The organism is Pseudomonas sp. JH-2 (genome assembly GCF_036231725.1).
Taxonomy (GTDB): domain Bacteria; phylum Pseudomonadota; class Gammaproteobacteria; order Pseudomonadales; family Pseudomonadaceae; genus Pseudomonas; species Pseudomonas delhiensis.
On sequence record NZ_JAZAQP010000020.1, the window covers coordinates 79,483 to 100,972 of the forward strand.

A 21,490-nucleotide genomic window follows, 5' to 3' on the forward strand; every position below is an offset into this window, starting at 1 on the left:
GGGCTCAGGAACGCACGGTGCGCTTCTCGATGCGCTTCTCGAAGGTTCCCTGGATGATGCGGTCGACGTAGATGCCGGGGGTGTGGATCTGGCTCGGGTCCAGTTCGCCCGGTTCGACGATCTCCTCCACCTCGACCACGGTGATGCGCCCCGCGGTGGCCACCACCGGGTTGAAGTTCTGCGCGGTGTGGCGGTAGATGACGTTGCCGTAGTGGTCGGCCTTCCAGCCCTTGACGATGGCGAAGTCGCCGGTGATGGCCTGTTCCAGGATGTGCGGCCGGCCGTTGAACTCGCGGACTTCCTTGCCCTCGGCGACCGGGGTGCCGTAGCCGGTGGCGGTGAAGAAGGCCGGGATGCCGGCGCCGCCGGCGCGCAGTTTCTCGGCCAGGGTGCCTTGCGGGGTGAGTTCCACTTCCAGCTCGCCGGACAGCAGCTGGCGCTCGAAGAGTTCGTTCTCGCCCACGTAGGAGGCGATCATCTTGCGGATCTGCCGGTCTTCCAGCAGCACGCCGAGGCCGAAGCCGTCGACGCCGCAGTTGTTCGACACCACCGTCAGGCCCTTCACGCCCAGGCGGCGGATCTGCGCGATGAGGTTCTCGGGAATGCCGCACAGGCCGAAGCCGCCCGCCAGTACCGTCATGCCGTCGGTGAGCCCGGCCAGGGCCTCCGCGTAACTGCCAACCCGCTTGTCGAGTCCTGCCATGTCGCTGCTGCCTCTCTTGTAGTTAGGGTTTCCGACCGGCCGGTCGGAGAGCGTCTGCAGCTTCACCGCTGGGAACTGATTTGTTAAGTTTGTTTTTCCAATCGATTATTCGGCTTTGCTTATCAATGACCGTCAAGCAACTGCGCGCCTTCCTCGCCGTGGCGCAGAGCCTGAGCTTTGCCCAGGCCGGCGAGCGCCTGCACCTGTCGCAACCGGCGCTGAGCCTGGCGATCAAGAACCTGGAGGAATCCCTCGGCGGGCAGTTGCTGGTGCGCACCACCCGCAGCGTCGCCCTCACCCCCGAGGGCGAGACCCTGCTGCCCATCGCCCGGCGCCTGCTGGCCGACTGGGACAACGCCGAGGAACTGCTGCGCCAGCACTTCACCCTGCAGCTGGGCAAGGTCTCCATCGCCGCCATGCCCTCCTTCGCCGGCAACCTGCTGCCGGGGGCGCTCATGGCCTTCCGCCAGCGCTACCCGAAGGTCAACGTGGCGGTGCACGACGTGATCAACGAACAGGTGCTGGAGATGGTGCGCAACCGCCGCGTCGAGCTGGGCATCGCCTTCGAACCGGACAGCCTCGACGGCCTGAGCTTCCAGGCCTTCTACAGCGACCGCTTCGTCGCCGTGCTGCCGGCCGGCTCGCCGCTGGCCGGGCTACGCCGGCTGACCTGGACGCAGTTGCTGCAGCAGCCGTTCATCACCCTGCAGCGGCCCTCGGCGGTGCGCCTGTTGCTGGAAGACAGCGTGGCGGCCAGCCACGGCAGGCTGGCGGTGGCCTTCGAGAGCCACCAGCTGGTCACGGTGGGGCGCATGGTCGCCCAGGGCCTGGGGGTGAGCGCGGTGCCGCGCCTGTGCGTGCAGCAGATGGAGGAACTGGGGGCGCGCTGCGTGGACCTCTACGAGCCCACGGTGGAAAGGCGCGTGGGCCTGTTCAGCCTGGCCGAGCACAAGCTTTCCAGCGCCGCCCAGGCGCTGAGCGACGTGCTCTTGCAGATAGCCGACTGGCCGAGGTTGCAGCAGGAAGGGTACGGGGAAGGGAAAGCGGATTGAGCAAGGGGCGCGCGGCGCGGGCGGCGCAGGGACACCGCCCGTTGCGCTGGCATCGTCAGATGTCGCTGCACATCTCGGTCTGGCGCAGGTACTCGAGCACGTGGACCTGGCCCTTGGAGTCGGCGTAGGTCATCTTCGCCGGGGCGACTTCGCAACGGTCGTTGGCTTGCTCGATGCTGATCACCTTGGCCACGTCGAGCTTCATGCCGTACTGGTAGACCACGGGCGCGGCGTCGGCGGCGTTGGCGGCCAGGGCGGCGCCCATCAGGGGGATGGCGAACAGGCTGAACAGGGTGCGTTTCATGGTGGGATTCTCCGGTTTCCGGCGTGCTGGCCATTTGGCCTTGCCGTGTATACAAATTTAGTTGAACGGCCGTTCCGGACACAGAGGCAATCCGACAAGGGATTAGTGCGCAACCCGTAACAATAGGGGCTTGCCAAGTCGCGCTGGCCGCGTATCGGGCCACCGGATGGGCATAAAGCGCGGCACCAATGGCAGGATTCGCTCGCATTGGCGCTTTGCAGCCAATCCGCCACGCGGCCACAATGGCAAGTCCGTTCGTCGCCAGGAGTGCCCCATGAAGCGCGTGGCCATGCTGCTGTTCCCCGGCGTGCAGGCGCTGGACGTCGCCGGCCCGCTGGATGTCTTCGCCGAAACCAACGCCTACGTGGTGCCGGGCAGCGGCTACCAGGTGCTGACACTGGCCGAGCACGCCTTTCCCATCCCCGCCTCCAACGGCCAGTTGCTGGGCGCGCAGCACGAGCTGGACAGCGCCGTCGGCGGCTTCGACATCCTGCTGGTACCCGGCGGCCCGCAATTGCCCGAGGAAGAACCGTCCACCGCCCTCCTCGCCTGGCTGCGCCGGGCCTGCGCCGAGACGCCGCGCTACGGTTCGATCTGCACCGGCGCCTTCCTGCTCGGCCACGCCGGCCTGCTGGACGGCAAGCGCGCCACCACCCACTGGAGCGATGCGGCGCGCCTTGCCCGGCTGTTCCCCCGGGCACGGGTGGAGCCCGACAGCATCCACGTGCGCGACGGCGCGCTGGTGACCTCCGCCGGCGTCACCGCGGGCATCGACCTGGCCCTGGCGCTGGTGGCCGAGGACCACGGCCCGGCGGTGGCGCTGAGCGTGGCCAAGCGCCTGCTGGTGGTGGCCCAGCGCCAGGGCGGGCAGTCGCAGTTCAGCCCCTACCTGCAGGCGCCGGCCGCCGACGACTCGCCCATCGCCCGCGTGCAGCGCCACGTGCAGGCCCACCTCACGGACGCGCTGTCGGTAGCGGAGCTGGCGGCGGTGGCGACCATGAGTGAGCGCACCTTCGCCCGGGCGTTCGTCCGCGAGGCCGGCATCACCCCGGCGGAGTTCGTCCAGCGCGCTCGGTTGGATGCGGCGCGGGGGCTGCTGGAAGGCAGCGGGTTGCCGCTGAAGGTGGTGGCCTGGCGCTGCGGCTTCGGCAGCGCGGCGCGGATGCGGCTGGTGTTCGTGCAGAAGCTGGGGGTGACGCCGACGGAGTATCGGGGGCGGTTTCGGGTGTAGGGGGTGTTTTGCGATGGGTGCTCGCCGGTAGTGTGGGTGCCTTGGCTTGGCTCCTTTCCCTCTCCCCAGCCCTCTCCCTGAAGGGAGAGGGGGCTTGTCCGTGCCGAGAGAAGTGATGGTTTCAGCCTGATATCACCGCGGTTGCCGGCTAACGCCATGACATCCGACCCTGCCCAACGGTCCCCTCTCCCTTCAGGGAGAGGGTTAGGGAGAGGGCGCTCTTCGGGGCTATCACCATTCGCGAGCAAGCTCGCTCCTACAAGCGCTCTTTACAAACTCCGGGCAATCACCAACCGCTGCACATCACTGGTGCCCTCGTAGATCTGGCAAACCCGCACATCCCGGTAAATGCGCTCCACCGGGAAGTCCTGCAGGTAGCCGTAGCCGCCGAGGGTCTGGATCGCCGCCGAGCACACCCGCTCGGCCATTTCCGAGGCGAACAGCTTGGCCATGGAGGCCTCGGTCAGGCACGGCAGGCCGGCTTCGCGCAGGCTGGCGGCGTGGTGGACCATCTGCCGCGCCACGGCTATCTCGGTGGCCATGTCGCTCAAGCGGAAGGCCACCGCCTGGTGCTCGATGATCGGCTTGCCGAAGGTCTGCCGCTCGTGGGCGTAGTCACGGGCGCACTCGAAGGCGGCGCGGGCCATGCCCACCGCCTGGCTGGCGATGCCGATGCGCCCGCCCTCCAGGTTGGCCAGGGCGATGGCGTAGCCCTGCCCTTCCTCGCCCAGCCGGTAGGCGGCCGGGATGCGCAGGTCGTCGAAGGCGATCTGGCAGGTGTCCGAGGCATGCTGGCCGAGCTTGTCCTCCACCCGCACCACGCGGTAGCCGGGGGTGTCGGTGGGCACGATGAAGGCGCTGATGCCCTTCTTGCCCGCCGCCGCGTCGGTCACCGCAAAGACGATCACCAGCCCGGCGTGGCTGCCGGAGGTGATGAACTGCTTGCTGCCGTTCAGCACGTAGTGGTCGCCGTCGCGGCGCGCGCGGGTCTTCAGGAAGCTGGCGTCGGAGCCGGCCTGGGGCTCGGTGAGGGCGAAGGCGCCGATCATCTCGCCACGGGCCAGGGGCATCAGGAACTGGCGCTTCTGCTCCTCGCTGCCGAACTTGGCGATGGGCATGCAGCCCACCGAGTTGTGCACGCTCATGATGGTGGAGCAGGCGCCGTCGCCGGCGGCGATTTCCTCCAGGGCCATGGCGTAGGCCAGGTGCCCGGTCTGGGCGCCGCCCCATTCTTCCGCCACCAGCATGCCGAGGAAGCCGAGGTCGGCCATTTCCTTCAGCGCCTCGGCGGGGAAGCGGTGCTCGCGGTCCCACTCGGCGGCGAAGGGTTTCAGCCGCTCCTGGGCGAACTGGCGGGCGACGTCGCGGATCTGCAGTTCTTCTTCGCTGGGAATCATGCTGGGCTCCTTACAGGCGCTCGACCGCGATGGCGGTGGCCTCGCCGCCGCCGATGCACACCGAGGCGATGCCGCGCTTCAGGTCGTACTGCTGCAGCGCCGAGAGCAGCGTCACCAAAATGCGCGCCGCCGAGGCGCCGATGGGGTGGCCCAGGGCGCAGGCGCCGCCGTGGACGTTGAGCTTGGCGTAGGGAATGTCCAGCTCGCGCATGGCGGCCATGGCCACCACGGCGAAGGCTTCGTTGACCTCGAACAGGTCCACCTCGCCCAGGCCCCAGCCGCTGCGCTGCAGCAGGCGCTGGATGGCGCCCACCGGCGCGGTGGGGAACAGGTTCGGCGCGGCGGCGTAGGACGAGTGCCCGCGGATCGCCGCCAACGGGGCCAGGCCACGCTTCTCGGCCTCGGACAGGCGCATCAGCACCAGTGCCGCGGCGCCGTCGGAGATGGAGCTGGAGTTGGCCGCGGTGACGGTGCCGCCCTCGCGGAACGCCGGCTTCAGCGTCGGGATCTTGTCCGGGCGGGCCTTCGGCGGCTGTTCGTCCTGGCTGACCTCGCGGGTTTCCTTGCCGGCCTTGACCGTCAGCGGGACGATCTCGGCGGCGAAGCGCCCGTCGCGCATGGCCTGCTGGGCGCGGGTCAGCGAGGCGATGGCGTACTCGTCCTGCTGCTCGCGGGTGAAGCCGTAGCTCTGCGCGCAGTCCTCGGCGAAGGTGCCCATCAGCCGGCCCTTGTCGTAGGCGTCCTCGAGGCCGTCGAGGAACATGTGGTCGAGCACCTTGCCGTGGCCCATGCGGTAGCCGCTGCGGGCACGCTCCAGCAGGTAGGGGGCGTTGGACATGCTTTCCATGCCGCCGGCCAGCACCACGCTGGCGCTGCCGGCCAGCAGCGCGTCGTGGCCCTGCATCACGGCCTTCATGCCCGAGCCGCACATTTTATTGATGGTGGTGCACGGCGTGCCGCGGTCCAGGCCGGCGCCCAGCACCGCCTGGCGCGCCGGGGCCTGGCCCTGGCCGGCGGAGAGCACGCAGCCGAGGATGGCCTCGTCGACCTGGTCGGCGCCCAGCTTCGCGCGCTCGATGGCGGCGCGCACGGCGGCGGCGCCGAGGGTGGCGGCGCTGGTGTCCTTGAAGTCGCCGAGGAAGCCGCCCATGGGGGTGCGGACGGCGCTGACGATGACGATGGGATCGTTCATTTCTGTACTCCTGTCACTTGGCGGCCATGCGGATGGCGCCGTCGAGGCGGATCACTTCGCCGTTGAGCATGCTGTTCTCGACGATGTGCCGCACCAGCGCGGCGAACTCGTCGGGGCGGCCCAGGCGTGGCGGGAACGGCACGCTGGCGCCGAGGGAATCGCGGACTTCCTGGGGCATGCCGGCCATCATCGGCGTCTCGAAGATGCCGGGGGCGATGGTCATCACGCGGATGCCGTGGCGCGCCAGTTCGCGGGCCACCGGCAGGGTCATGCCGACCACCCCGGCCTTGGACGCCGCGTAGGCGGCCTGGCCGATCTGCCCGTCGAAGGCCGCCACCGAGGCGGTGTTGATGATGACGCCGCGCTCGCCGCCGGCATCAGGTTCATTGCGGGCCATGGCCTCGGCGGCCAGGCGCAGCATGTTGAAGCTGCCGACCAGGTTGATGTTGACGGCACGGGCGAAGCTGTCCAGGCCGTGCGGGCCGTTGCGCCCGAGGACTTTCTCGGCGGGCGCGATGCCGGCGCAGTTGGCCAGCCCGTGCAGCGCGCCGAAGTTGGCCAGGGCGGCCTCCACGGCGGCGCGGCCGTCGGCCTCGCTGGTCACGTCGGTGCGGATGAAGCGCGCGTTGGCCGAGCCCAGCTCCTCGACGCGCGCGGCCGCGGCATCGGCGTTGACGTCGGCCAGCAGCACGCGGCCGCCGGACTCCACCAGGGTCTTCGCGGTGGCCGCGCCGAGCCCGGAGCCGCCGCCGGTGATGAGGAATACCTTGTCCTGGATGTGCATGGAATCTCTCCGAATCAGTTCTGCGCGGCCGCGCGTTCGGCCGCCTCGCGTTGCCGGGCGATCTCCTGGTTGCGCAGGAGGAAGCGCTGGATCTTGCCGCTGGGGGTCTTGGGCAGTTCGGCGATGAAGTCCACCTCCCGCGGGTAGCTGTGGGCCGAAAGACGCTTGCGCACGTACTGCTGCAGTTCCTCGGCCAGTTCTGGGCTGGGCTGGTGGTGCGGGCACAGCACCACGTAGGCCTTGACCACCTCGGTGCGCTCGGGGTCGGGCTTGCCGATCACCGCCGCCTCCATCACCGCCGGGTGCTCGATCAGCGCGCTTTCCACGTCGAAGGGGCCGACGCGGTAGCCGGAGGTGGTGATGAGATCGTCCGAGCGGCCGACGAAGCTGATGCTGCCGTCGGCGTTCAGCTCCACGGTGTCGCCACTGAGATAGTAGTCGCCGACGAAGGCCTTGGTCTCCATGCCCTGGTAGCCGGCGAACCACATCAGCGGCGAGCGCGTGCGGTCCATGGCCAGGATGCCGGGCTGGCCGGCGGGCAGCTCCTCACCGTTCTCGCCCAGCACCACCACCCGGTGGCCGGGGATGGAGTAGCCGGCCGCGCCCAGGTGCACCGGGTGCTGCAGCGCGTGATGGTTGGCCAGGACCATGCCCAGTTCGGTCTGCCCGTAGTGGTCGTGGATGGTCACCCCGAGGCCCTCGGCGAACCAGCGGATCACCTCCGGGGTCAGCGCCTCGCCGGCGCTGCTCACCGCGCGCAGGCAGCCCTTGATCTCGCGTGCCACTTCCTCGCCGGAGGCCTTGAGCATGCGGTAGGCGGTGGGCGAGCCGGCCAGGTTGGTGATGCCGAACTGGCGGATGATCCGGCAGGTGCTTTCGACGCTGAAGGCGCCTTCGTAGAAGGTGGTGGCGTGGCCCAGGGCCAGCGGGCCGGTGACGGCGTAGTAGAGGCCGTAGGCCCAGCCCGGGTCGGCCAGGTTCCAGAAGCGGTCCTCGGGGCGCAGGTCCACCGCGTGGCGCAGGTAGCCGGTGAACGCCAGGATGGCCTTGAGCGGCACCGCCAGGGGCTTGGCCAGGCCGGTGGTGCCGGAGGTGAACATCAGCATGAACGGATCTTCGCCGCTGCGCATGACCGGTTCGAACTGCTCGGAGCGGCCTTCCAGGGCGCCCCAGAAATCCAGGTCGCCGGCCGGGATCGCCTGGCCGCCGCTGACGGTGATCACCTGCGGGGCGTTGGGCACCTCGTCCAGCTTGGCGCGGTTGCCGGCGTCGGTGACCAGCACGCGGCTGCCGGCGATGCCCAGGCGGTGCTCGATGGCCTTGGGCCCGAAGGCGGTGAACAGCGGCTGGTAGACCGCGCCCAGGCGCCAGGTGCCGAGGATGGTGACCAGCAGCTCGGGGGTGCGCGGCAGCATGCCGGAAACCCGGTCGCCGGGGCGCACGCCCAGGTCGTGCAGCAGGTTGGCGAACCGCGCGGACAGCGCCTGCAGCTGGGCGAAGCTGTACTCGGCGCGTTCGCCGTTGCGGCCCTCCCAGTACAGGGCGACGCCACCGGCCTGGGCGTGGCGGTCGCAGCATTCGACACAGGCGTTGAGGGCATCGAGGCTACCGGCAAGGGTGTCTCGGGCGGTGGCCGCGTAATCGAACTCGGCAACGGCGGCAGCATAAGGGCGCATCGCGGAACTCCTGGCTTGTTCTTGTAGGGAGTACCGGGATGTTCGCGCCGGCCGGTTGCTGCGGCAATGTCGAAAGGGACCGTTCTGGCTGAGCGGATTGGACAGCCAAAACGGCGGATAACGCCAAGGTCAACCTCGGCGTCGCCCGGGATCACGGCCAAACGGCGGATAACGCGGAGCGTTATTCGCCCTACGCCGAGCCCGACCGCCGCGTAGGGCGTATAACCGTTCGCGGTTATACGCCGATACACCTCGCTTCCCGACACCTCCATGGCCGAGCCCGGGAACATGCCAGAGCCCCAAGGCTCGTTTCCGAGCGGCCGGCGGCGAAGGTCAAACGGCAGGAGCGGGGAAGCGGAATCTGTAGGAGCGAGCAAGCTCGCTCCTACGAAGAGCTGGTGGCGCTCAGCGCAACCCGGCGACGATCTCCAGCGAACGCAGGCGCAGGGCGTGGTCGTAGATATCGCTGGTGAAGATGATCTCGTCGGCGCCGGTCTGCTCGACAAGGATCTCCAGGCGGCTGCGCACCTTCTCCGGGCCGCCGATCACCGCCAGGCCGAAGAAGTTGCCCACCGCTTCCTGCTCGTGGGGCAGCCACAGGCCGGCCATGCGCTCCACCGGCGGCTTCTGCTTCAGGCTTTCGCCGCGGATCAGCGCCAGCACGCGCTGGAAGGCGGTGGTGGCCAGGTATTCGGCTTCCTCGTCGGTGGGCGCGGCGATCAGCGGCACGCCGATCATGGCGTAGGGCTGCTCGAGGATGGCCGAGGGCCTGAAGTTCTGCCGGTAGATGCGCAGGGCGTCGTGCAGGTAGCGCGGCGCGAAGTGCGAGGCGAAGGCGTAGGGCAGGCCCTTCTCCGCCGCCAGGCGGGCGCTGAACAGGCTGGAGCCGAGCAGCCAGATCGGCACCCGCGTGCCCTCCCCCGGGATCGCCAGCAGGTTCTGCTGCGGGCGGCGCGGGCCGAGGAGCATTTCCAGCTCGGCGACCTGTTCCGGGAAGTCCTCGCCGTCGCCCAGCAGGCGATCGCGGCGCAGGGCGCGCAGGGTCGCCTGGTCGGCGCCGGGGGCGCGGCCCAGGCCCAGGTCGATGCGCCCCGGGTAGAGGCTGGCGAGGGTGCCGAACTGCTCGGCGATCACCAGCGGCGGGTGGTTGGGCAGCATCACTCCGCCGGAGCCGACGCGGATGCGCGCGGTCTTGCCGGCGATGTGGCCGATCAGCACGGCGGTGGCCGAGCTGGCGATGCCGTCCATGTTGTGGTGCTCGGCCAGCCAGTAGCGGGTGAAGCCGAGGCGCTCGACGTGGCGGGCCACCTCGACGGCGTTGTTCAGCGCCTCGGCGACGGTGCCCTGGTCGCGGATGGGGACCAGGTCGAGCATGGAGAAGGCGGTTTCGGACAGGGACTTCATGGAGGCTCCAGTCTGGGCCCGCACGGCTGCCGTGCGGGCGTGGCTTTGAGCCGGACTCTAACGGCATGCCCGGCGCATGACCACGCGTCGGCGTCGATAGTACTCATGCCGCGCAGTGATGGGGGCGCCCCGCCCCGGCCCTCAGGCCGCCGCCGAGACGCCGTCCAGGCGGTGGAACAGGCGGTTGAAGTACACCAGGCTGTCGCCCTGCTCGCGCACCGCGGCGCGTTCCAGCTCGACGAACAATACCGAGTGCGAGCCGACTTCCTTGCACTCGCTGATGCGCCCTTCCAGGGTGACCAGGGCGTCGCGCAGCACCGGCACGCCGGCCACGCCGTCCTCCCAGAGGGCCGAGGCGAAGCGTTCCTCCATGGGCACCCGGGTCATGCCGGCGAAGTGCCGGGCCAGCTCTTCCTGCTCGCCGCGCAGCACGTTGACGCACAGGTGGCCGTTGGCGCGGAAGGGTTCGTGGCTGGCGCTGCCGCGGTTGATGCACACCAGCAGCGTGGGCGGCGAGTCGGTGACCGAGCAGACCGCGCTGGCGGTGATGCCGCAGCGCCCGCCGGGGCCGTCGCTGGTGATGATGTTCACCGCGGCGGGCAGCCGCGCCATGGCGTTGCGGAAGTCGATCTGGGTCTGGCTCAGGTTGTTCATGGCGCGCCCTTGTGGCCGGTTGTCGATGTTTGCCAATCTACGGCCGCGCGGCCAGGCGCGGTATCCAGGCGAATCCCATGGCGGCGGTGGCTGGCCTTTAGTCGACTAGGGGGTTTCTTTATCGCCAGCGCCGCCCCGCCTGGGTATGCTGGCCCCTGGGCGCCCCCGCGCCCGCCCGTGCGTGCCGCAGCGAAGACTGCGAGCCAGACCTAATAAGAAGAACCGTGGCAGTGCCCTGATGGATACCCGCAAACCCGTTGTGTACATCGTCGACGACGACAAGGACCTGCGCACCTCGCTGGCCTGGCTCCTGGAGTCGGTCAGCATCCAGGCGCAGTGCTTCGCCGGCGCCGAGGAATTCCTCGCCCACTACGACGCCACCACCCCCGCCTGCCTCGTGCTCGACGTGCGCATGCCGGAAACCAGCGGCTTCCAGCTGCAGAGCATGCTAAACGAGCGCGGCGCGGCCTTGCCGATCATCTTCGTTTCGGCCCACGGCGACATCCCCATGTCGGTGCAGGCCATGAAGAACGGCGCCCTGGACTTCGTCGAGAAACCCTACAACCCGCAGCAGATGCTGGAGCGCATCCAGGCCGCGCTGAAAGCCGCGGTGCAGGTGCACGCCGGCGCCGAGCAGAAGCGCCAGCTGCAGCAGCGCCTGGACCTGCTCACCGGTCGCGAGCGCGAGGTGCTGGGCATGGTGATCGACGGCAAGGCCAGCAAGGTGATCGCCCGCGAGCTGAACATCAGCGTGAAGACGGTGGATGTGCACCGCACCAAGATCAAGGAGAAGATGGGGGTTTCCAGCATTGCGCTGCTGGTGCGGGAGGTGTTGGATCTGGGGGTGCCGTAGGGGGCTTTTCGTAGGAGCGAGCTTGCTCGCGAATGGAGTTTCCCGGTGGCATTGGTGCTTTGGATTGACTCCGCCCCCTCTCCCCAGCCCTCTCCCTGAAGGGAGAGGGGGCTTGTCCGTGCCGAGAAAGGTGATGGTTTCCGCCGGAAACCGCCGAGGTCGCCGGCTAACGCCATAACATCAAACCCTGCCCAACGGTCCCCTCTCCCTTCAGGGAGAGGGTTAGGGAGAGGGCGCTCTTCGGGACAAACACCATAGCCCGGTTGAGGCTCCATTCGCGAACAAGCTCGCTCCTACGAAGAGCAGGTGTCAGAGGTCCAGCACCAACCGCGCCGACCTGGCCCGCGAGACGCAGGCGCAAATCTGCCTGTTCGAGGCCTTCTCCTTGCTCGACAGGCAGTTGTCGCGGTGTTCCGGTTCGCCTTCCAGCACTTCCACGATGCAGGTGCCACAGATACCTTCGCGACATTCGGTGTCGATGTCGCAGCCGTGGGCCTGGAGCACGTCCACCAGGCTGGCGTCGGCCGGCACCTGCAGGACCACGCCGCTGCTGGCCAGCTCCACCTCGAAGCTGCCGGCCGGGGCCGCGTTGGCGGCCGGGTCGGCCTGGAAGTGCTCCAGATGGATGGCGTCTTCGCTACGGCCGCGCCTGGCGATCTCCACCACCTTGTTCATGAACGGCGCCGGGCCGCAGGTGTAGACGTGGGCCGCTGCCGGCGCGCGTGCCAGGCAGGCGGCCAGTTCGGCTTCGAGGTCGGCCGGCTCCACGCCGTAGTGAAACGCCACCTTGCCGGCGAACACCGGGCCGGACAGCAGCTCGACGAAGGCGGCATGCTCCGGCGAGCGGGCGAAATAGTGCAGCACGTAGGGTTCGCCCCTGGCGTTGAGCTTGTAGGCCATGCTCAGCAGCGGCGTCACGCCGATGCCGGCGGCGAACATCACGTGCTCGCGGGCTTCGGGGGCCAGGCGGAACAGGTTGCGCGGGGCGCCCATCTCCAGCTCCATGCCCTCTTCCACCTGCTCGTGGAATGCCGCGGAGCCGCCGCGGGAGGCGGCTTCCCTCTTCACCGCCACCAGGTAGGCGGCGCGGTCTTCCGGCGGGCTGCACAGGGAATACTGGCGGGTCACCCCGGTGGGGCCGGTGACGTCGACGTGGGCGCCCGGCTCGTAGGCATCGAACGGCTGACCGTCGCTGCGCACGAGGCGGAAGGAACGGATGTCCAGGGCTTCGTCGACGATCCTTTCGATTCTTACCTTCATCATTGTTGTTACCTGCAAGGCGTGGTTTTCAGGGATAGGCGACGGTGCCCGGTCGAGCGCTGCAACCCTCTCCCCAGCCCTCTCCCTGAAGGGAGAGGGGGTTGTACGGTGTGTGTTGGAACTCCTGCGTAGGGCGAATAACGCTCCGCGTTATCCGCCGTCTTTCTCAACGCATGAACAGGCCGCCGTTGATGTCCCAGCAGGCGCCGGTCACCGAGGCGGCGTTGTCGGCTACCAGCAGCAGCACGCTGTCGGCCACGTAGCCCGGGTCGCCCAGGCGGCCCACCGGGATGGTCTTGAGGATCTGCGCCAGGCGCTCCGGGGCCACCGTCTCGCGCACCACCGGCAGGTCCAGCGGGCCCGGGGAGATGCTGTTGACGGTGACGCCGGCCGGCGCCAGTTCGCGGGCGAAGACCTTGGTCAGGGTCGCCACCCCGCCCTTGGCCGCGGCGTAGTGGCCGCCGGTGGCGGTGCCGCCGTTCTGCCCGGCCAGCGAGGCGATGTTGACGATGCGGCCGAAGCCGCGGCCGGCGAAGTGCGCGCCGAACACCTGGCAGGCGACGAAGGTGCCGCGCAGGTTCACCGCCAGGGAGGCGTCGAACTCCTCCGGGGTGATGTCCATCAGCGCGGCGACCCTGGACACCCCGGCGTTGTTCACCAGGATGTCGCAGCCGCCCCACCGGGCCTGCAGCAGGTCGCGGGCGCGTTCGAAGTCGGCCTTCTCGCGCACGTCCAGCTCCACCGCCAGAGCGCTTGCGCCACTGGGGTCGAGCTGGTCGGCCAGGCGCTGGGCGTCGCCCAGGCGCACGTCGGCCAGGGCCACGCGGTAGCCGGCGCCGTGCAGGCGCCGGGCGATGCATTCGCCGAGGCCGCGGGAGGCCCCGGTGACGAGTGCGGTACGGGTCATGGACGGGCCCTCAGAGCAGGAAGCCAATGGCGCCCAGGGCGTCCTGGGCGTTGATCAGGCGCACCACCTTGCGCTCCAGGCGCGGGCCTTCGGCGGCGAAGCGGATGCGGTGCTCCAGGTCGGCGACGAAGGGCGTGTGCACGCCGCGCTTGTAGGCGTAGAGGATCTGCGCCGAATGCACTTCGACGAGGTCGCCGGCCGCTTCCACCAGGCGGAAGCGCGACACCGTGCGCACGGTCTTGGCCGAATCCACCGCCGAGGGCGAGAAGCCGGCGCTCAGGCGCTCGATGCGCAGGGCGCGCATGCGCGCGTCGTCGAAGGCGTAGTTGAGGCTGGCGGAGAAGTCGTCGCCCTCGGCGTCGATGGGCACCACGTAGATGCCCTCCTCGCTCCACAGCGCGCTCCACTGCGCGTAGTCCTTGCGGTCTAGCAGCTCGGCCTCGCGCCAGATGAATTCGATGGCCTTGGCCAGCGGGCCGGAGAAGCCGTTCAGGGTGTCGTTGCTCATTGGCTCATCATCCTCTTCCACATTTGGTAGGCCTCGCGCATGCCGCCTTCGTCGGTGGCGTGGGAAACCTTGTCGCCGTTCTCGGCCACGACTTCGCGGTTGAGCCCGCGGTTGACCAGGATCGGCGCCTCGGGGCCGGCGTAGGAGCCGCGCTGCACGCGGTCCCAGGCTTCCGCGTCGTCCGGGCTGCCGAAGCCGAACGGGCCCTGGAAGTGCTCGTGGATGCGCAGGCGCTCGCGGTTGGCGATCTCCGGGCCGCCGTCCATGCCCAGGGCGACGTGGCGGATTTCCGTCTCGGTGACCGAGACCGGGCGCAGCACGCGGAAGAACGACATGGACATGGCCACGTTGGGGAACAGGTTGAGGTTGAAGCCGGCGCCGTGCAGCGAGCGGACGATGCGGCGCACCTGTGCAGGCTCCATGGTCCTGGACAGCTCCTCGGTGACGTGGGCGAAGCGTTCCTGCAGCTGCTCGGTGCCGTCGTCGTGGTCGAGGTCGACGTGCTCGGGCACCATCACCATCACGCTGTGGCCGTTGCCCAGTGCGTGGGTCACCGCCTGCGGGTCGGTCATGAACGAGAGCATCTCGCTGGTCTCGTCGTCCACCGAGGACATCCACGACTTGTGCACGATGGGGAAGTGGTAGCCGTCGGTGGTGTTCTCCAGCTGGATCTTCCAGTTGCCCTTGAAGGTGAACCTGTGTTCGCCCTGGACCTTGATCGGGAAGCCCGCGCCCTGCTTCATGAACAGGTCCATCCAGTGCTTCGCCCCGCCGAGGAAGTCTTCCAGCGGCTCGATGTCGGCGTCGTAGCTGGCGAAGATCATGCCGGCGTAGCTTTCCACCCGCAGGCTGGTCAGCGGCAGCTCGGCCTTGTCGAGAATGTCCTCGTAGCCATCCGGGTACGGCAGCGCACGCAGCTTGCCGTCCAGGCCGTAGGACCAGCTGTGGTACGGGCAGGTGAAGCCGGTGGCGTTGCCCTTGTGCTTCTCGCAGACAGTGGCGCCGCGGTGGCGGCAGCGGTTCTCCAGGACGTTGATCGCGCCCTTCTTGTCGCGCACCACGATCACCGGCCGGCGGCCGATCATGGTGGTCTTGAAGTCGCCGGGGTTGCGCACTTCGCTGACGTGGGCGACCCACACCCAGGTGCGGTAGAAGATCTTTTCCAGCTCGGCCTCGAACAGCGCCGGGTCGTGGTACAGCGATACGTCGACGCGGTCGCTCTGGACCAGTTGCTCGGGGCTGCCCGTCTTGGCGATCAGCCGGTATTCGGGGGCGCTCATGGGTGTCTCCTCATGCCATTTTCTTGTTCGTCGGCCGCTCGGCGGCCAATGCCTGTTCCAGCTGCGCGCCGAAGGCGCAGACGCGTTCGTCGTCGCCCTTGCGGCCGATGACCTGCAAGCCGACCTTGAACCCGCCGTGCTCCAGCTCCACCGGCACGCTCAGCGCCGGGTGGCCGCTGAGGTTGAACGGGCGGACCAGGGCGGTCAGCGCGGCCACGCTCCTGCCGCTGCGCGCATCGCTGAGCAACGGCGGCAGGCTGGCCAGGGTCGGCAGCAGCAGGACTTCGTAGTCGTCCAGGGCGGCGTCGATGGCGCGCGTGAAACTCGTACGCACGCCTTCGGCCTCGGCCAGTTGCGCGGCGCTGGTGCGCCCGGCGGCGAGCAGGCGCTGCTCGACGTCGGTGCCCAGCAGGCCCTTGCCGGTGAGCTGGCCGAGAGCGGCCCAGTTCTCGTGGTTGATGACCGCAAGGCCTGCCTCGAAGGCCGCCTCGAACTCGCCCAGGTACAGGCTCGCCCGGCGCCAGCCGGCGCGGTCGGCGGCGGCGCCCAGGCAGGCCTGGATGTGCGGGTCGGCGGGCACTTCGAGGAAGGCCACGCGGGCGTTGGCGCCCGGCGGGTTCACTGCGCCGAAGCCTGGGCAGATCACCTGCATGGCGGCGACCAGGTCGGCCATGTTCGCGGCGAACGGGCCGACGCAATCCAGGCTGCTGTATTCCGGGTGTACACCCGCGCGGCTGACGCGGCCGAAGCTGGGCTTGAGCCCGGCCACGCCGCAGCAGGCCGCCGGCACCCGCACCGAGCCGCCGGTGTCGGTACCCAGGGCGATGTCCGCCAGCCCCGCGCCGACGGCGGCGGCCGAGCCACTGGACGAGCCGCCGGGCACGCGGTCCGGCGCCTGCGGGTTGAGCGGCGTGCCGCTCCAGTCGTTGATCCCGGTGACGCCGAAGGCCAGCTCGTGCAGGTTGGTCTTGCCGACGATGCGCCAGCCGGCGTCCAGCACCCGCTGCACCACTTCGGCGTGGCGCTGCGCGGGTGCGCTGTCGGCCAGCGCCCGGCTGCCGCAACGCGTCGGGTAGCCGGCGATGTCGATGGTGTCCTTGATGGCGACGCGCTTGCCGGCGCCGCCGAGTTCTAATTCAATGACGAATTCGCTGACGAAGATGCTCATGCCTCGCCCTCCGCGAGCGCGCCCAGCGGCATGGCCAGCAGCCGCCGGGTACGGAAATGGGTGATCTGCCAGGTGTCGCCGACACGGCGGAAGTCCAGGTTCAGGCGGGTGCCGAACAGCTCGCTGCGGCCGTCGACGTAGGTCGACAGCTGCTGCATCAGCCACTGGCCGCGCGCGGTCTCGCCGCCCTCCCCGACCTCGATCGACTCGCTGCCGAGGAAGTGCAGGTTGAGCGCGAAGTGCTCGGCCGGCGGCAGGTAGCCGGCGACGAACGCCGCCACCGCCGCGCGGCCCTCATGGCGGCCGAAGCTCTGCTCGGCGCGCGCGCCCAGGCCTTCCCAGACGGCGTCCTCGGCGAACAGCCCGGCCAGCTCGGCCTGCAGCGCCAGGCTGTCGCGCGGGACGTCGCAGAGGTCCATGTAGCGGGCCATCAGGCGACGCACCGCGGCCTCGCCCTCCAGGCGCGCCAGGCGCGCCTGCAACTGCTCCAGGGCCTGGCCCATGGCTCAGCTCCGCGCCGCTTCGGGAATGGTCAGCGGGCGGCCGACGCGGGCCTCGATCCGGGCGTACTTCCACAGGCTGTACTGGCCGACCTGCACGGTGCGGAACAGGTTGCAGGCGTCGACCACGGTCTGGTGGCAGTCGACGTCGGCCATGATGTACACGGTCCAGGGCGCGGTGTTGGAGGCGCCGACCATCAGGCGGTCGTCGTCGAGCACGCCGAGGACGTTCATCCCCGGCAGCGCGCCCAGTTCGCCCAGCATCTGGCTGAAGCCCTTCCAGACACTGATGCCTTCGCCGGTGGGCAGGTCGAAGAAATTCTGCGTGATGCCGATGCAGAACAGCACGCGCATGGGTTCGGCGGTGGGTCGGGTCATGGTTTCTTGTCCTTGTGGTCGATCAGAGGTAGCCGGGGAACGGCGGCACATCGAGCAGCACGGAACCTGCGCCGTCGTACATGCCGTCGCTGAGGAAGGCGTGCTGGGTCACCACCATGGCGTCGCGCAGGTAGCGCTGCAGCGGGTGGCGCAGGTAGATGGCGGTGGTCCCGGCCAGGCCGTAGGCGCGCTGCACCACCTCGGCGCCGGCCCGCGAGACGTGCACGGCGGACAGCCGCAGCAGGCTGACCTGCTCCGGGGTCACCGGGTTGCCGGCGAGGATGGACTCCCACACCTGCCCGGTGGCGTCGTAGAAGAAGCCCCGCGCGGCGTGCAACTGCGCCTCGGCCTTGCCCAGCTCGATGCGCACGTAGGCGCGGTCGGCCAGTTTCGGCGCGCCGGTCACGCCGCTGCCGGAGGCCATGCGGGCGATCTCGTCGAGGGCGGCGCGGGCCAGGCCCAGGTTGACCACTGCCAGCACCTGGGCGGCGTAGGCGATGGTCGGGTAGCGGTACAGCGGCTCGTCGATGCTGCTCTGGCCGCCGCGGATGAAGGTCCAGGCATCGGGCACGAAGACCTTGTCCAGGCGCAGGTCGTGGCTACCGGTGCCCTTCAGGCCGACGACTTCCCAGTTCTCCACGATCTCCACGTCGCGGGCCCGCAGCAGCGCGGTGCGCGGCTTGCCGCCGGGGCCGCCGAGGCCGATGCCGACGCCGAGCACGTCGGCGCCCTTGCAGCCGCTGGCGAACTTCCAGGTGCCGCTGACGCGCCAGCCGCCCGCCACCTGCTCGGCCGGCTGGATGGGGAACAGGCCGCCGGCGAACACCAGGTCCGGGCCGTCGGCGTACAGCTCGGCGAGGGTCTCGCGGGGCAAGGCGGTGAGATAGGTGCTGGCGCTGCCGAAGCTGGCCACCCAGCCGGCGGAGCCGTCGGCCTCGGCGATGCGTTCGATCAGGCGCAGGAAGTCGGCCGGCGGCAGGGCATCGCCGCCGAAGCAGCGCGGGGTGGCGGAGCGGTAGATGCCGGCCTCGATGAAGCGCTCGATCATGTCGCGCGGCACGTGGGAACGGGCATCGAACTCGTCGCGGCGCTGGCGGACCTCGTCAAGCACCTGCTCGAACAGGTCGGCACGGCTGGCGAGGGGCGAATCTGTGGCGGCGGCGGCTGAACGCGGCATGGGCGTCTCCCTGTGTTCTTGTGGGCCGGCCGTCCGGTGGGAGCCGGCGGCCGTCGATGGGGCCCAGTGTAGGGAGCGCGCCGAGCGGGCCTCTATTGGGGCGTGCCGCCCGCGAACTAAAGGAATCCCCTAGTGCCCGCCGGGTTGTTTCCTAGCGCCGACGCGCTAGGCTGCGCGCTATAAAAAGCCGTACCCCGCGTTCGGGGACGCGCCCCTGAAGAGCCGCCGCCATGTTCCAGCCCGCCGAAACCGACTTCCACGCCCTCATCGAGGCCATGCCGCTGTGCATCCTGCTGCACGACGCCCAGACCAAGGAGATCCTCTGGGCCAACAGCGCCGCGCTGCAGGCCCTGGGCTTCAGCCTGGAGGAACTGGTGCCGCTGAAGGCCCCGGACATGACCAACCCGGCGCCCAAGTACCGCCGCGCCATCGGCCTGCGCTGGCTGGAAGGCGCGGCGCGCACCGGGCAGCGCGCCATCGAGTGGTGCTACCGCTCCAAGCAGGGCGTGGACATCCTTTCCGAGGCGACCGCCACCCTGGTCCACCTGGCAGAGCGCGACGTGCTGATGGTGCAGTTCCGCGACATCTCCAAGGAGGAGAAGGTCAGGCGCGACCTCAAGCGCACCGAGAGCCGCCTCAAGGCCTTCATGCAGGACCTGGCCGAAGGCGTGGCGGTGCTCGGCCCCGACGGCGACATCCGCTTCATCAGCGATTCCGCCCTGGCCCTGCTCGGCGCCGCGGACCGCCGGAGCCTGGCGCGCAACTTCCTCGACGCCTGCGACGAGAAGTCCCGCCAGCGCCTGCTCCAGCACCTGGGCCGCACGCCGCCCAGCCGCGAGCCCTACAGCGTCGCCTACCACCTGCGCCGCGGCGACGGCGACTGGCGCTGGCACCACGCCACCTGCCGCTACATCGAGATCGAGGACGACCTCTGCGGCCACCTGCTGCTGTTCCGCGACGTCACCGAACAGGTGCGCGCCGAGGAAGCCCGGCGGCAGAGCGAGCAGAAGCTGGAGTACCTGGCGCGCTACAACGCCATGGGCGAGATGGCCGTGGCCATCGCCCACGAGCTGAGCCAGCCGCTGGCCGCCACGCGCAACTTCATCGAGGGCTCGGTGATCCGCCTGGGCCAGCGGGGCGAGGTCGAGCCGAACGTGGCCTGGGGCCTGGACAGCGCGGTGCGGCAGATCGAGCACGCCTCGGAGATCATCAAGAGCGTGCGCGAGTACGTGGTGCGCCTGGAGCAGGCCGAGCAGTGCGTCGACCTCAACGAGCTGCTGGCCGACGCCCGCTACTTCATCGACCTCAAGGGCCAGCCGGCCGGCGTGCGCCTGGAACTGGCGCCCTGCGCCGAGACGCTGCCGGTGAGCTGCGAGAAGGTGCTGATCGGCCAGGTGATCCTCAACCTGGCCTTCAACGCCATCGAGGAGATGGCCGAGCTGCCCGCCGAGCGCCGCGTGCTGCGCATCCACACCCGGCGCCAGGGCGGCAGCGCCCTGCTCTGCGTCGAGGACCGCGGCCGCGGCATCGACGCCGGCGCCCGGGAGCGGCTGTTCGACGGTTTCTTCAGTTCCAAGGTCAGCGGCAACGGCATTGGCCTGGCGCTGTGCAGGAACATCGTCTCGCGCCACCGCGGCGACATCTGGGCGCAGAACGTCGAGCCCAGCGGGGCCATGTTCTGCGTCTCGCTGCCACTGGCCGCGCCCGCCGACCAACGGTGAGGCGCGGCGCCCGAGCCGCGTCGATCCTTGCCCTGGCACGCCGGCGCAAGCCCTGTCAGGGACACACAAGGGCTTGGCACGCAGAACAAGGCAGCACCGGGCAACGCGGGGCAGACTAGGGCTGCAGTCTTCTGCCCACACCGATCCGCGGGCCGACCATCCAATAAAATCGAGGGAGCCACCCCCCATGCGAATAACCAGGATCCTTGCTCGTACCACGCTGGCGCTAGGCGTCTCGCTGGCCGCCGTCGGCGGCGCATTCGCCGACCTGCCGCCGGAGACCGTCGGCCAGACGACCCTGCCGTTCCCGCCGGATCCGCACCGCGCCTACGTCGTCGACGTGGAATTCGACAGCTTCGTGACCGGCCGCGTGACCGTGGTGGACCCGGCGCAGAAGAAGATGCTCGGCATGGTCAGCACCGGCTTCGCCGCGCCTTCGACCCTCAGCCACGACCAGCGCACCCTGTACACCGCCGACCTGTACTACTCGCGCGGCACCCGCGGCACCCGCACCGACGTGCTGACCGCCTGGGACACCTCCACCCTGGCCCCCACCTGGGAAGTGGTGATCCCCAGCAAGCGCTCCGAATCCCTGACCCAGCGCTACGGCCTGGCGGTCAGCGGCGACGACCGCTTCGCCTACGTCTACAACTTCACCCCGTCCACCTCGGTGACCGTGGTCGACACCCAGGCCAAGGCGGTGACCGCCGAGATCGCCATCCCCGGCTGCGTGCTCAACTACCCGGTGGGCAAGCGCGCCTTCGCCTCGCTGTGCGGCGACGGCAGCGTGCAGCTGGTGACCCTCGGCGAGGACGGCAAGGAAACCGCGCGCAGCCGCACCCCGTTCTTCGACCCGAACAAGGAGAAGCTGGTGGAGCGCGCCATCAACGATGGCGAGACCTACTACTTCACCACCACCGAAGGCGTGATCCACGCCATCGACTTCTCGGGCAAGCAGCCCAAGGTGCTGCCGACCTGGTCGCTGGTCAGCGACGCCGAGCGCAAGGCCGGCTGGGCTCCCGGCGGCTGGCAGGAACTGGCCCTGGCGCCGAAGCTGAACCGCCTGTACGTGCTGATGCACGACAAGCACGAGCCGATGAAGTGGGAAGACCCGAGCACCGACATCTGGGTCTACGATCTGAAGACGCAGAAGAAGATCGGTACCCTCAGCGCCCCCGCCCCGGTCTGGAGCATGACCGCCACCAGCGACGACGCCCCGCTGCTGTATGGCGCCAACGTCGAGGGCGGCCTGGAGATCTTCGACCTGAAGGCCGGCAAGCACACCGGCACCGTGGAGAAGATCGCCAAGACCGCCACCCAGGTCCTGACCCACTGATATAG

Annotated in this window: 21 protein-coding genes; 5 read left to right on the forward strand and 16 right to left on the reverse strand. The window is 69.5% G+C overall.

Translation table 11 applies throughout. From position 1 onward, the window contains the following. Positions 1 to 4 precede the first annotated feature (4 nt). Entirely contained in the window at positions 5 to 703 is a 699-nt protein-coding gene (locus VV867_RS15740) for a CoA transferase subunit A (protein ID WP_089393719.1), read from the reverse strand. A gap of 125 nt (positions 704 to 828) precedes the next feature. Between VV867_RS15740 and VV867_RS15745 the strand changes: the two genes are divergently transcribed. Next, positions 829 to 1,755, forward strand: a complete 927-nt coding sequence (locus VV867_RS15745) for a LysR family transcriptional regulator (protein WP_109936738.1) — start codon at positions 829 to 831, stop codon at positions 1,753 to 1,755. A 55-nt stretch (positions 1,756 to 1,810) separates the two neighbouring features. Here VV867_RS15745 and VV867_RS15750 read toward each other — a convergent pair whose 3' ends face one another. Then, entirely contained in the window at positions 1,811 to 2,059 is a 249-nt protein-coding gene (locus VV867_RS15750; protein WP_089393721.1) for a DUF2790 domain-containing protein, read from the reverse strand. Positions 2,060 to 2,333: 274 nt separating this feature from the next. Between VV867_RS15750 and VV867_RS15755 the strand changes: the two genes are divergently transcribed. Next, the gene (locus VV867_RS15755) at positions 2,334 to 3,290 is read left to right on the forward strand and encodes a GlxA family transcriptional regulator (RefSeq protein ID WP_328566927.1); all 957 of its coding nucleotides are present in this window, start codon (positions 2,334 to 2,336) and stop codon (positions 3,288 to 3,290) included. Between the two features lie 269 nt (positions 3,291 to 3,559). On the opposite strand, the gene VV867_RS15760 is transcribed toward VV867_RS15755, so the two are convergent. From VV867_RS15760 to hpaC, 6 genes are all read right to left on the reverse strand, one after another. Beyond that, positions 3,560 to 4,687, reverse strand: a complete 1,128-nt coding sequence (locus VV867_RS15760) for an acyl-CoA dehydrogenase family protein (RefSeq protein ID WP_328566928.1) — start codon at positions 4,685 to 4,687, stop codon at positions 3,560 to 3,562. 10 nt (positions 4,688 to 4,697) lie between these two features. Next, positions 4,698 to 5,879 carry an acetyl-CoA C-acyltransferase gene (locus VV867_RS15765; RefSeq protein WP_328566929.1) on the reverse strand — a complete coding sequence of 394 codons (1,182 nt, stop codon included), beginning with the start codon at positions 5,877 to 5,879 and terminating at the stop codon, positions 4,698 to 4,700. A 13-nt stretch (positions 5,880 to 5,892) separates the two neighbouring features. Then, positions 5,893 to 6,663, reverse strand: a complete 771-nt coding sequence (locus tag VV867_RS15770; protein WP_328566930.1) for a 3-hydroxyacyl-CoA dehydrogenase — start codon at positions 6,661 to 6,663, stop codon at positions 5,893 to 5,895. Positions 6,664 to 6,677: 14 nt separating this feature from the next. Further along, entirely contained in the window at positions 6,678 to 8,339 is a 1,662-nt protein-coding gene (locus tag VV867_RS15775) for an acyl-CoA synthetase (protein ID WP_328566931.1), read from the reverse strand. A 405-nt stretch (positions 8,340 to 8,744) separates the two neighbouring features. Next, the gene (locus tag VV867_RS15780; RefSeq protein WP_328566932.1) at positions 8,745 to 9,743 is read right to left on the reverse strand and encodes an LLM class flavin-dependent oxidoreductase; all 999 of its coding nucleotides are present in this window, start codon (positions 9,741 to 9,743) and stop codon (positions 8,745 to 8,747) included. A 141-nt stretch (positions 9,744 to 9,884) separates the two neighbouring features. After that, the gene (gene hpaC, locus VV867_RS15785) at positions 9,885 to 10,397 is read right to left on the reverse strand and encodes a 4-hydroxyphenylacetate 3-monooxygenase, reductase component (protein WP_089393728.1); all 513 of its coding nucleotides are present in this window, start codon (positions 10,395 to 10,397) and stop codon (positions 9,885 to 9,887) included. Positions 10,398 to 10,635: 238 nt separating this feature from the next. Between hpaC and VV867_RS15790 the strand changes: the two genes are divergently transcribed. Then, complete coding sequence (locus VV867_RS15790; RefSeq protein ID WP_089393729.1) at positions 10,636 to 11,250, forward strand: response regulator transcription factor; 615 nt, start codon at positions 10,636 to 10,638, stop codon at positions 11,248 to 11,250. Positions 11,251 to 11,559: 309 nt separating this feature from the next. On the opposite strand, the gene VV867_RS15795 is transcribed toward VV867_RS15790, so the two are convergent. The 8 genes from VV867_RS15795 to VV867_RS15830 form a co-directional block, all read right to left on the reverse strand. Continuing rightward, complete coding sequence (locus VV867_RS15795; protein ID WP_328566933.1) at positions 11,560 to 12,513, reverse strand: PDR/VanB family oxidoreductase; 954 nt, start codon at positions 12,511 to 12,513, stop codon at positions 11,560 to 11,562. Between the two features lie 163 nt (positions 12,514 to 12,676). Continuing rightward, on the reverse strand, positions 12,677 to 13,417 hold the full coding sequence (locus tag VV867_RS15800) for an SDR family NAD(P)-dependent oxidoreductase (RefSeq protein WP_328566934.1): 741 nt from the start codon (positions 13,415 to 13,417) through the stop codon (positions 12,677 to 12,679). Positions 13,418 to 13,427: 10 nt separating this feature from the next. Continuing rightward, entirely contained in the window at positions 13,428 to 13,925 is a 498-nt protein-coding gene (locus tag VV867_RS15805) for an aromatic-ring-hydroxylating dioxygenase subunit beta (RefSeq protein WP_328566935.1), read from the reverse strand. Then, positions 13,922 to 15,205 carry an aromatic ring-hydroxylating oxygenase subunit alpha gene (locus VV867_RS15810; protein WP_328566936.1) on the reverse strand — a complete coding sequence of 428 codons (1,284 nt, stop codon included), beginning with the start codon at positions 15,203 to 15,205 and terminating at the stop codon, positions 13,922 to 13,924. The genes VV867_RS15805 and VV867_RS15810 overlap by 4 nt, the downstream gene beginning before the upstream one ends. A 10-nt stretch (positions 15,206 to 15,215) precedes the next feature. Further along, complete coding sequence (locus tag VV867_RS15815; protein WP_328566937.1) at positions 15,216 to 16,373, reverse strand: amidase; 1,158 nt, start codon at positions 16,371 to 16,373, stop codon at positions 15,216 to 15,218. Next, positions 16,370 to 16,876, reverse strand: coding sequence for a nuclear transport factor 2 family protein (locus VV867_RS15820; protein ID WP_328566938.1), 507 nt, complete (start codon positions 16,874 to 16,876; stop codon positions 16,370 to 16,372). Before VV867_RS15820 ends, VV867_RS15815 begins: the two co-directional genes overlap by 4 nt. Before the next feature lie 3 nt (positions 16,877 to 16,879). Then, a complete protein-coding gene (locus VV867_RS15825) occupies positions 16,880 to 17,251 on the reverse strand; it encodes a hypothetical protein (protein ID WP_109934790.1) in 372 nt (123 codons plus the stop codon). A gap of 22 nt (positions 17,252 to 17,273) precedes the next feature. Beyond that, on the reverse strand, positions 17,274 to 18,428 hold the full coding sequence (locus tag VV867_RS15830) for an acyl-CoA dehydrogenase family protein (protein WP_328566939.1): 1,155 nt from the start codon (positions 18,426 to 18,428) through the stop codon (positions 17,274 to 17,276). A gap of 230 nt (positions 18,429 to 18,658) precedes the next feature. On the opposite strand from VV867_RS15830, the gene VV867_RS15835 reads away from it, so the two are divergent. Next, entirely contained in the window at positions 18,659 to 20,149 is a 1,491-nt protein-coding gene (locus VV867_RS15835) for an ATP-binding protein (protein WP_328566940.1), read from the forward strand. Between the two features lie 187 nt (positions 20,150 to 20,336). Next, complete coding sequence (locus VV867_RS15840) at positions 20,337 to 21,485, forward strand: amine dehydrogenase large subunit (protein WP_328566941.1); 1,149 nt, start codon at positions 20,337 to 20,339, stop codon at positions 21,483 to 21,485. Positions 21,486 to 21,490 lie beyond the last annotated feature (5 nt).

Coding starts and splice junctions, on each gene's coding strand:
- VV867_RS15740 (WP_089393719.1), bottom strand. CDS start 703: ATGGCAGGACTCGACAAGCGGGTTGGCAGTTACGCGGAGGCCCTGGCC.
- VV867_RS15745 (WP_109936738.1), top strand. CDS start 829: ATGACCGTCAAGCAACTGCGCGCCTTCCTCGCCGTGGCGCAGAGCCTG.
- VV867_RS15750 (WP_089393721.1), bottom strand. CDS start 2,059: ATGAAACGCACCCTGTTCAGCCTGTTCGCCATCCCCCTGATGGGCGCC.
- VV867_RS15755 (WP_328566927.1), top strand. CDS start 2,334: ATGAAGCGCGTGGCCATGCTGCTGTTCCCCGGCGTGCAGGCGCTGGAC.
- VV867_RS15760 (WP_328566928.1), bottom strand. CDS start 4,687: ATGATTCCCAGCGAAGAAGAACTGCAGATCCGCGACGTCGCCCGCCAG.
- VV867_RS15765 (WP_328566929.1), bottom strand. CDS start 5,879: ATGAACGATCCCATCGTCATCGTCAGCGCCGTCCGCACCCCCATGGGC.
- VV867_RS15770 (WP_328566930.1), bottom strand. CDS start 6,663: ATGCACATCCAGGACAAGGTATTCCTCATCACCGGCGGCGGCTCCGGG.
- VV867_RS15775 (WP_328566931.1), bottom strand. CDS start 8,339: ATGCGCCCTTATGCTGCCGCCGTTGCCGAGTTCGATTACGCGGCCACC.
- VV867_RS15780 (WP_328566932.1), bottom strand. CDS start 9,743: ATGAAGTCCCTGTCCGAAACCGCCTTCTCCATGCTCGACCTGGTCCCC.
- hpaC (WP_089393728.1), bottom strand. CDS start 10,397: ATGAACAACCTGAGCCAGACCCAGATCGACTTCCGCAACGCCATGGCG.
- VV867_RS15790 (WP_089393729.1), top strand. CDS start 10,636: ATGGATACCCGCAAACCCGTTGTGTACATCGTCGACGACGACAAGGAC.
- VV867_RS15795 (WP_328566933.1), bottom strand. CDS start 12,513: ATGATGAAGGTAAGAATCGAAAGGATCGTCGACGAAGCCCTGGACATC.
- VV867_RS15800 (WP_328566934.1), bottom strand. CDS start 13,417: ATGACCCGTACCGCACTCGTCACCGGGGCCTCCCGCGGCCTCGGCGAA.
- VV867_RS15805 (WP_328566935.1), bottom strand. CDS start 13,925: ATGAGCAACGACACCCTGAACGGCTTCTCCGGCCCGCTGGCCAAGGCC.
- VV867_RS15810 (WP_328566936.1), bottom strand. CDS start 15,205: ATGAGCGCCCCCGAATACCGGCTGATCGCCAAGACGGGCAGCCCCGAG.
- VV867_RS15815 (WP_328566937.1), bottom strand. CDS start 16,373: ATGAGCATCTTCGTCAGCGAATTCGTCATTGAATTAGAACTCGGCGGC.
- VV867_RS15820 (WP_328566938.1), bottom strand. CDS start 16,876: ATGGGCCAGGCCCTGGAGCAGTTGCAGGCGCGCCTGGCGCGCCTGGAG.
- VV867_RS15825 (WP_109934790.1), bottom strand. CDS start 17,251: ATGACCCGACCCACCGCCGAACCCATGCGCGTGCTGTTCTGCATCGGC.
- VV867_RS15830 (WP_328566939.1), bottom strand. CDS start 18,428: ATGCCGCGTTCAGCCGCCGCCGCCACAGATTCGCCCCTCGCCAGCCGT.
- VV867_RS15835 (WP_328566940.1), top strand. CDS start 18,659: ATGTTCCAGCCCGCCGAAACCGACTTCCACGCCCTCATCGAGGCCATG.
- VV867_RS15840 (WP_328566941.1), top strand. CDS start 20,337: ATGCGAATAACCAGGATCCTTGCTCGTACCACGCTGGCGCTAGGCGTC.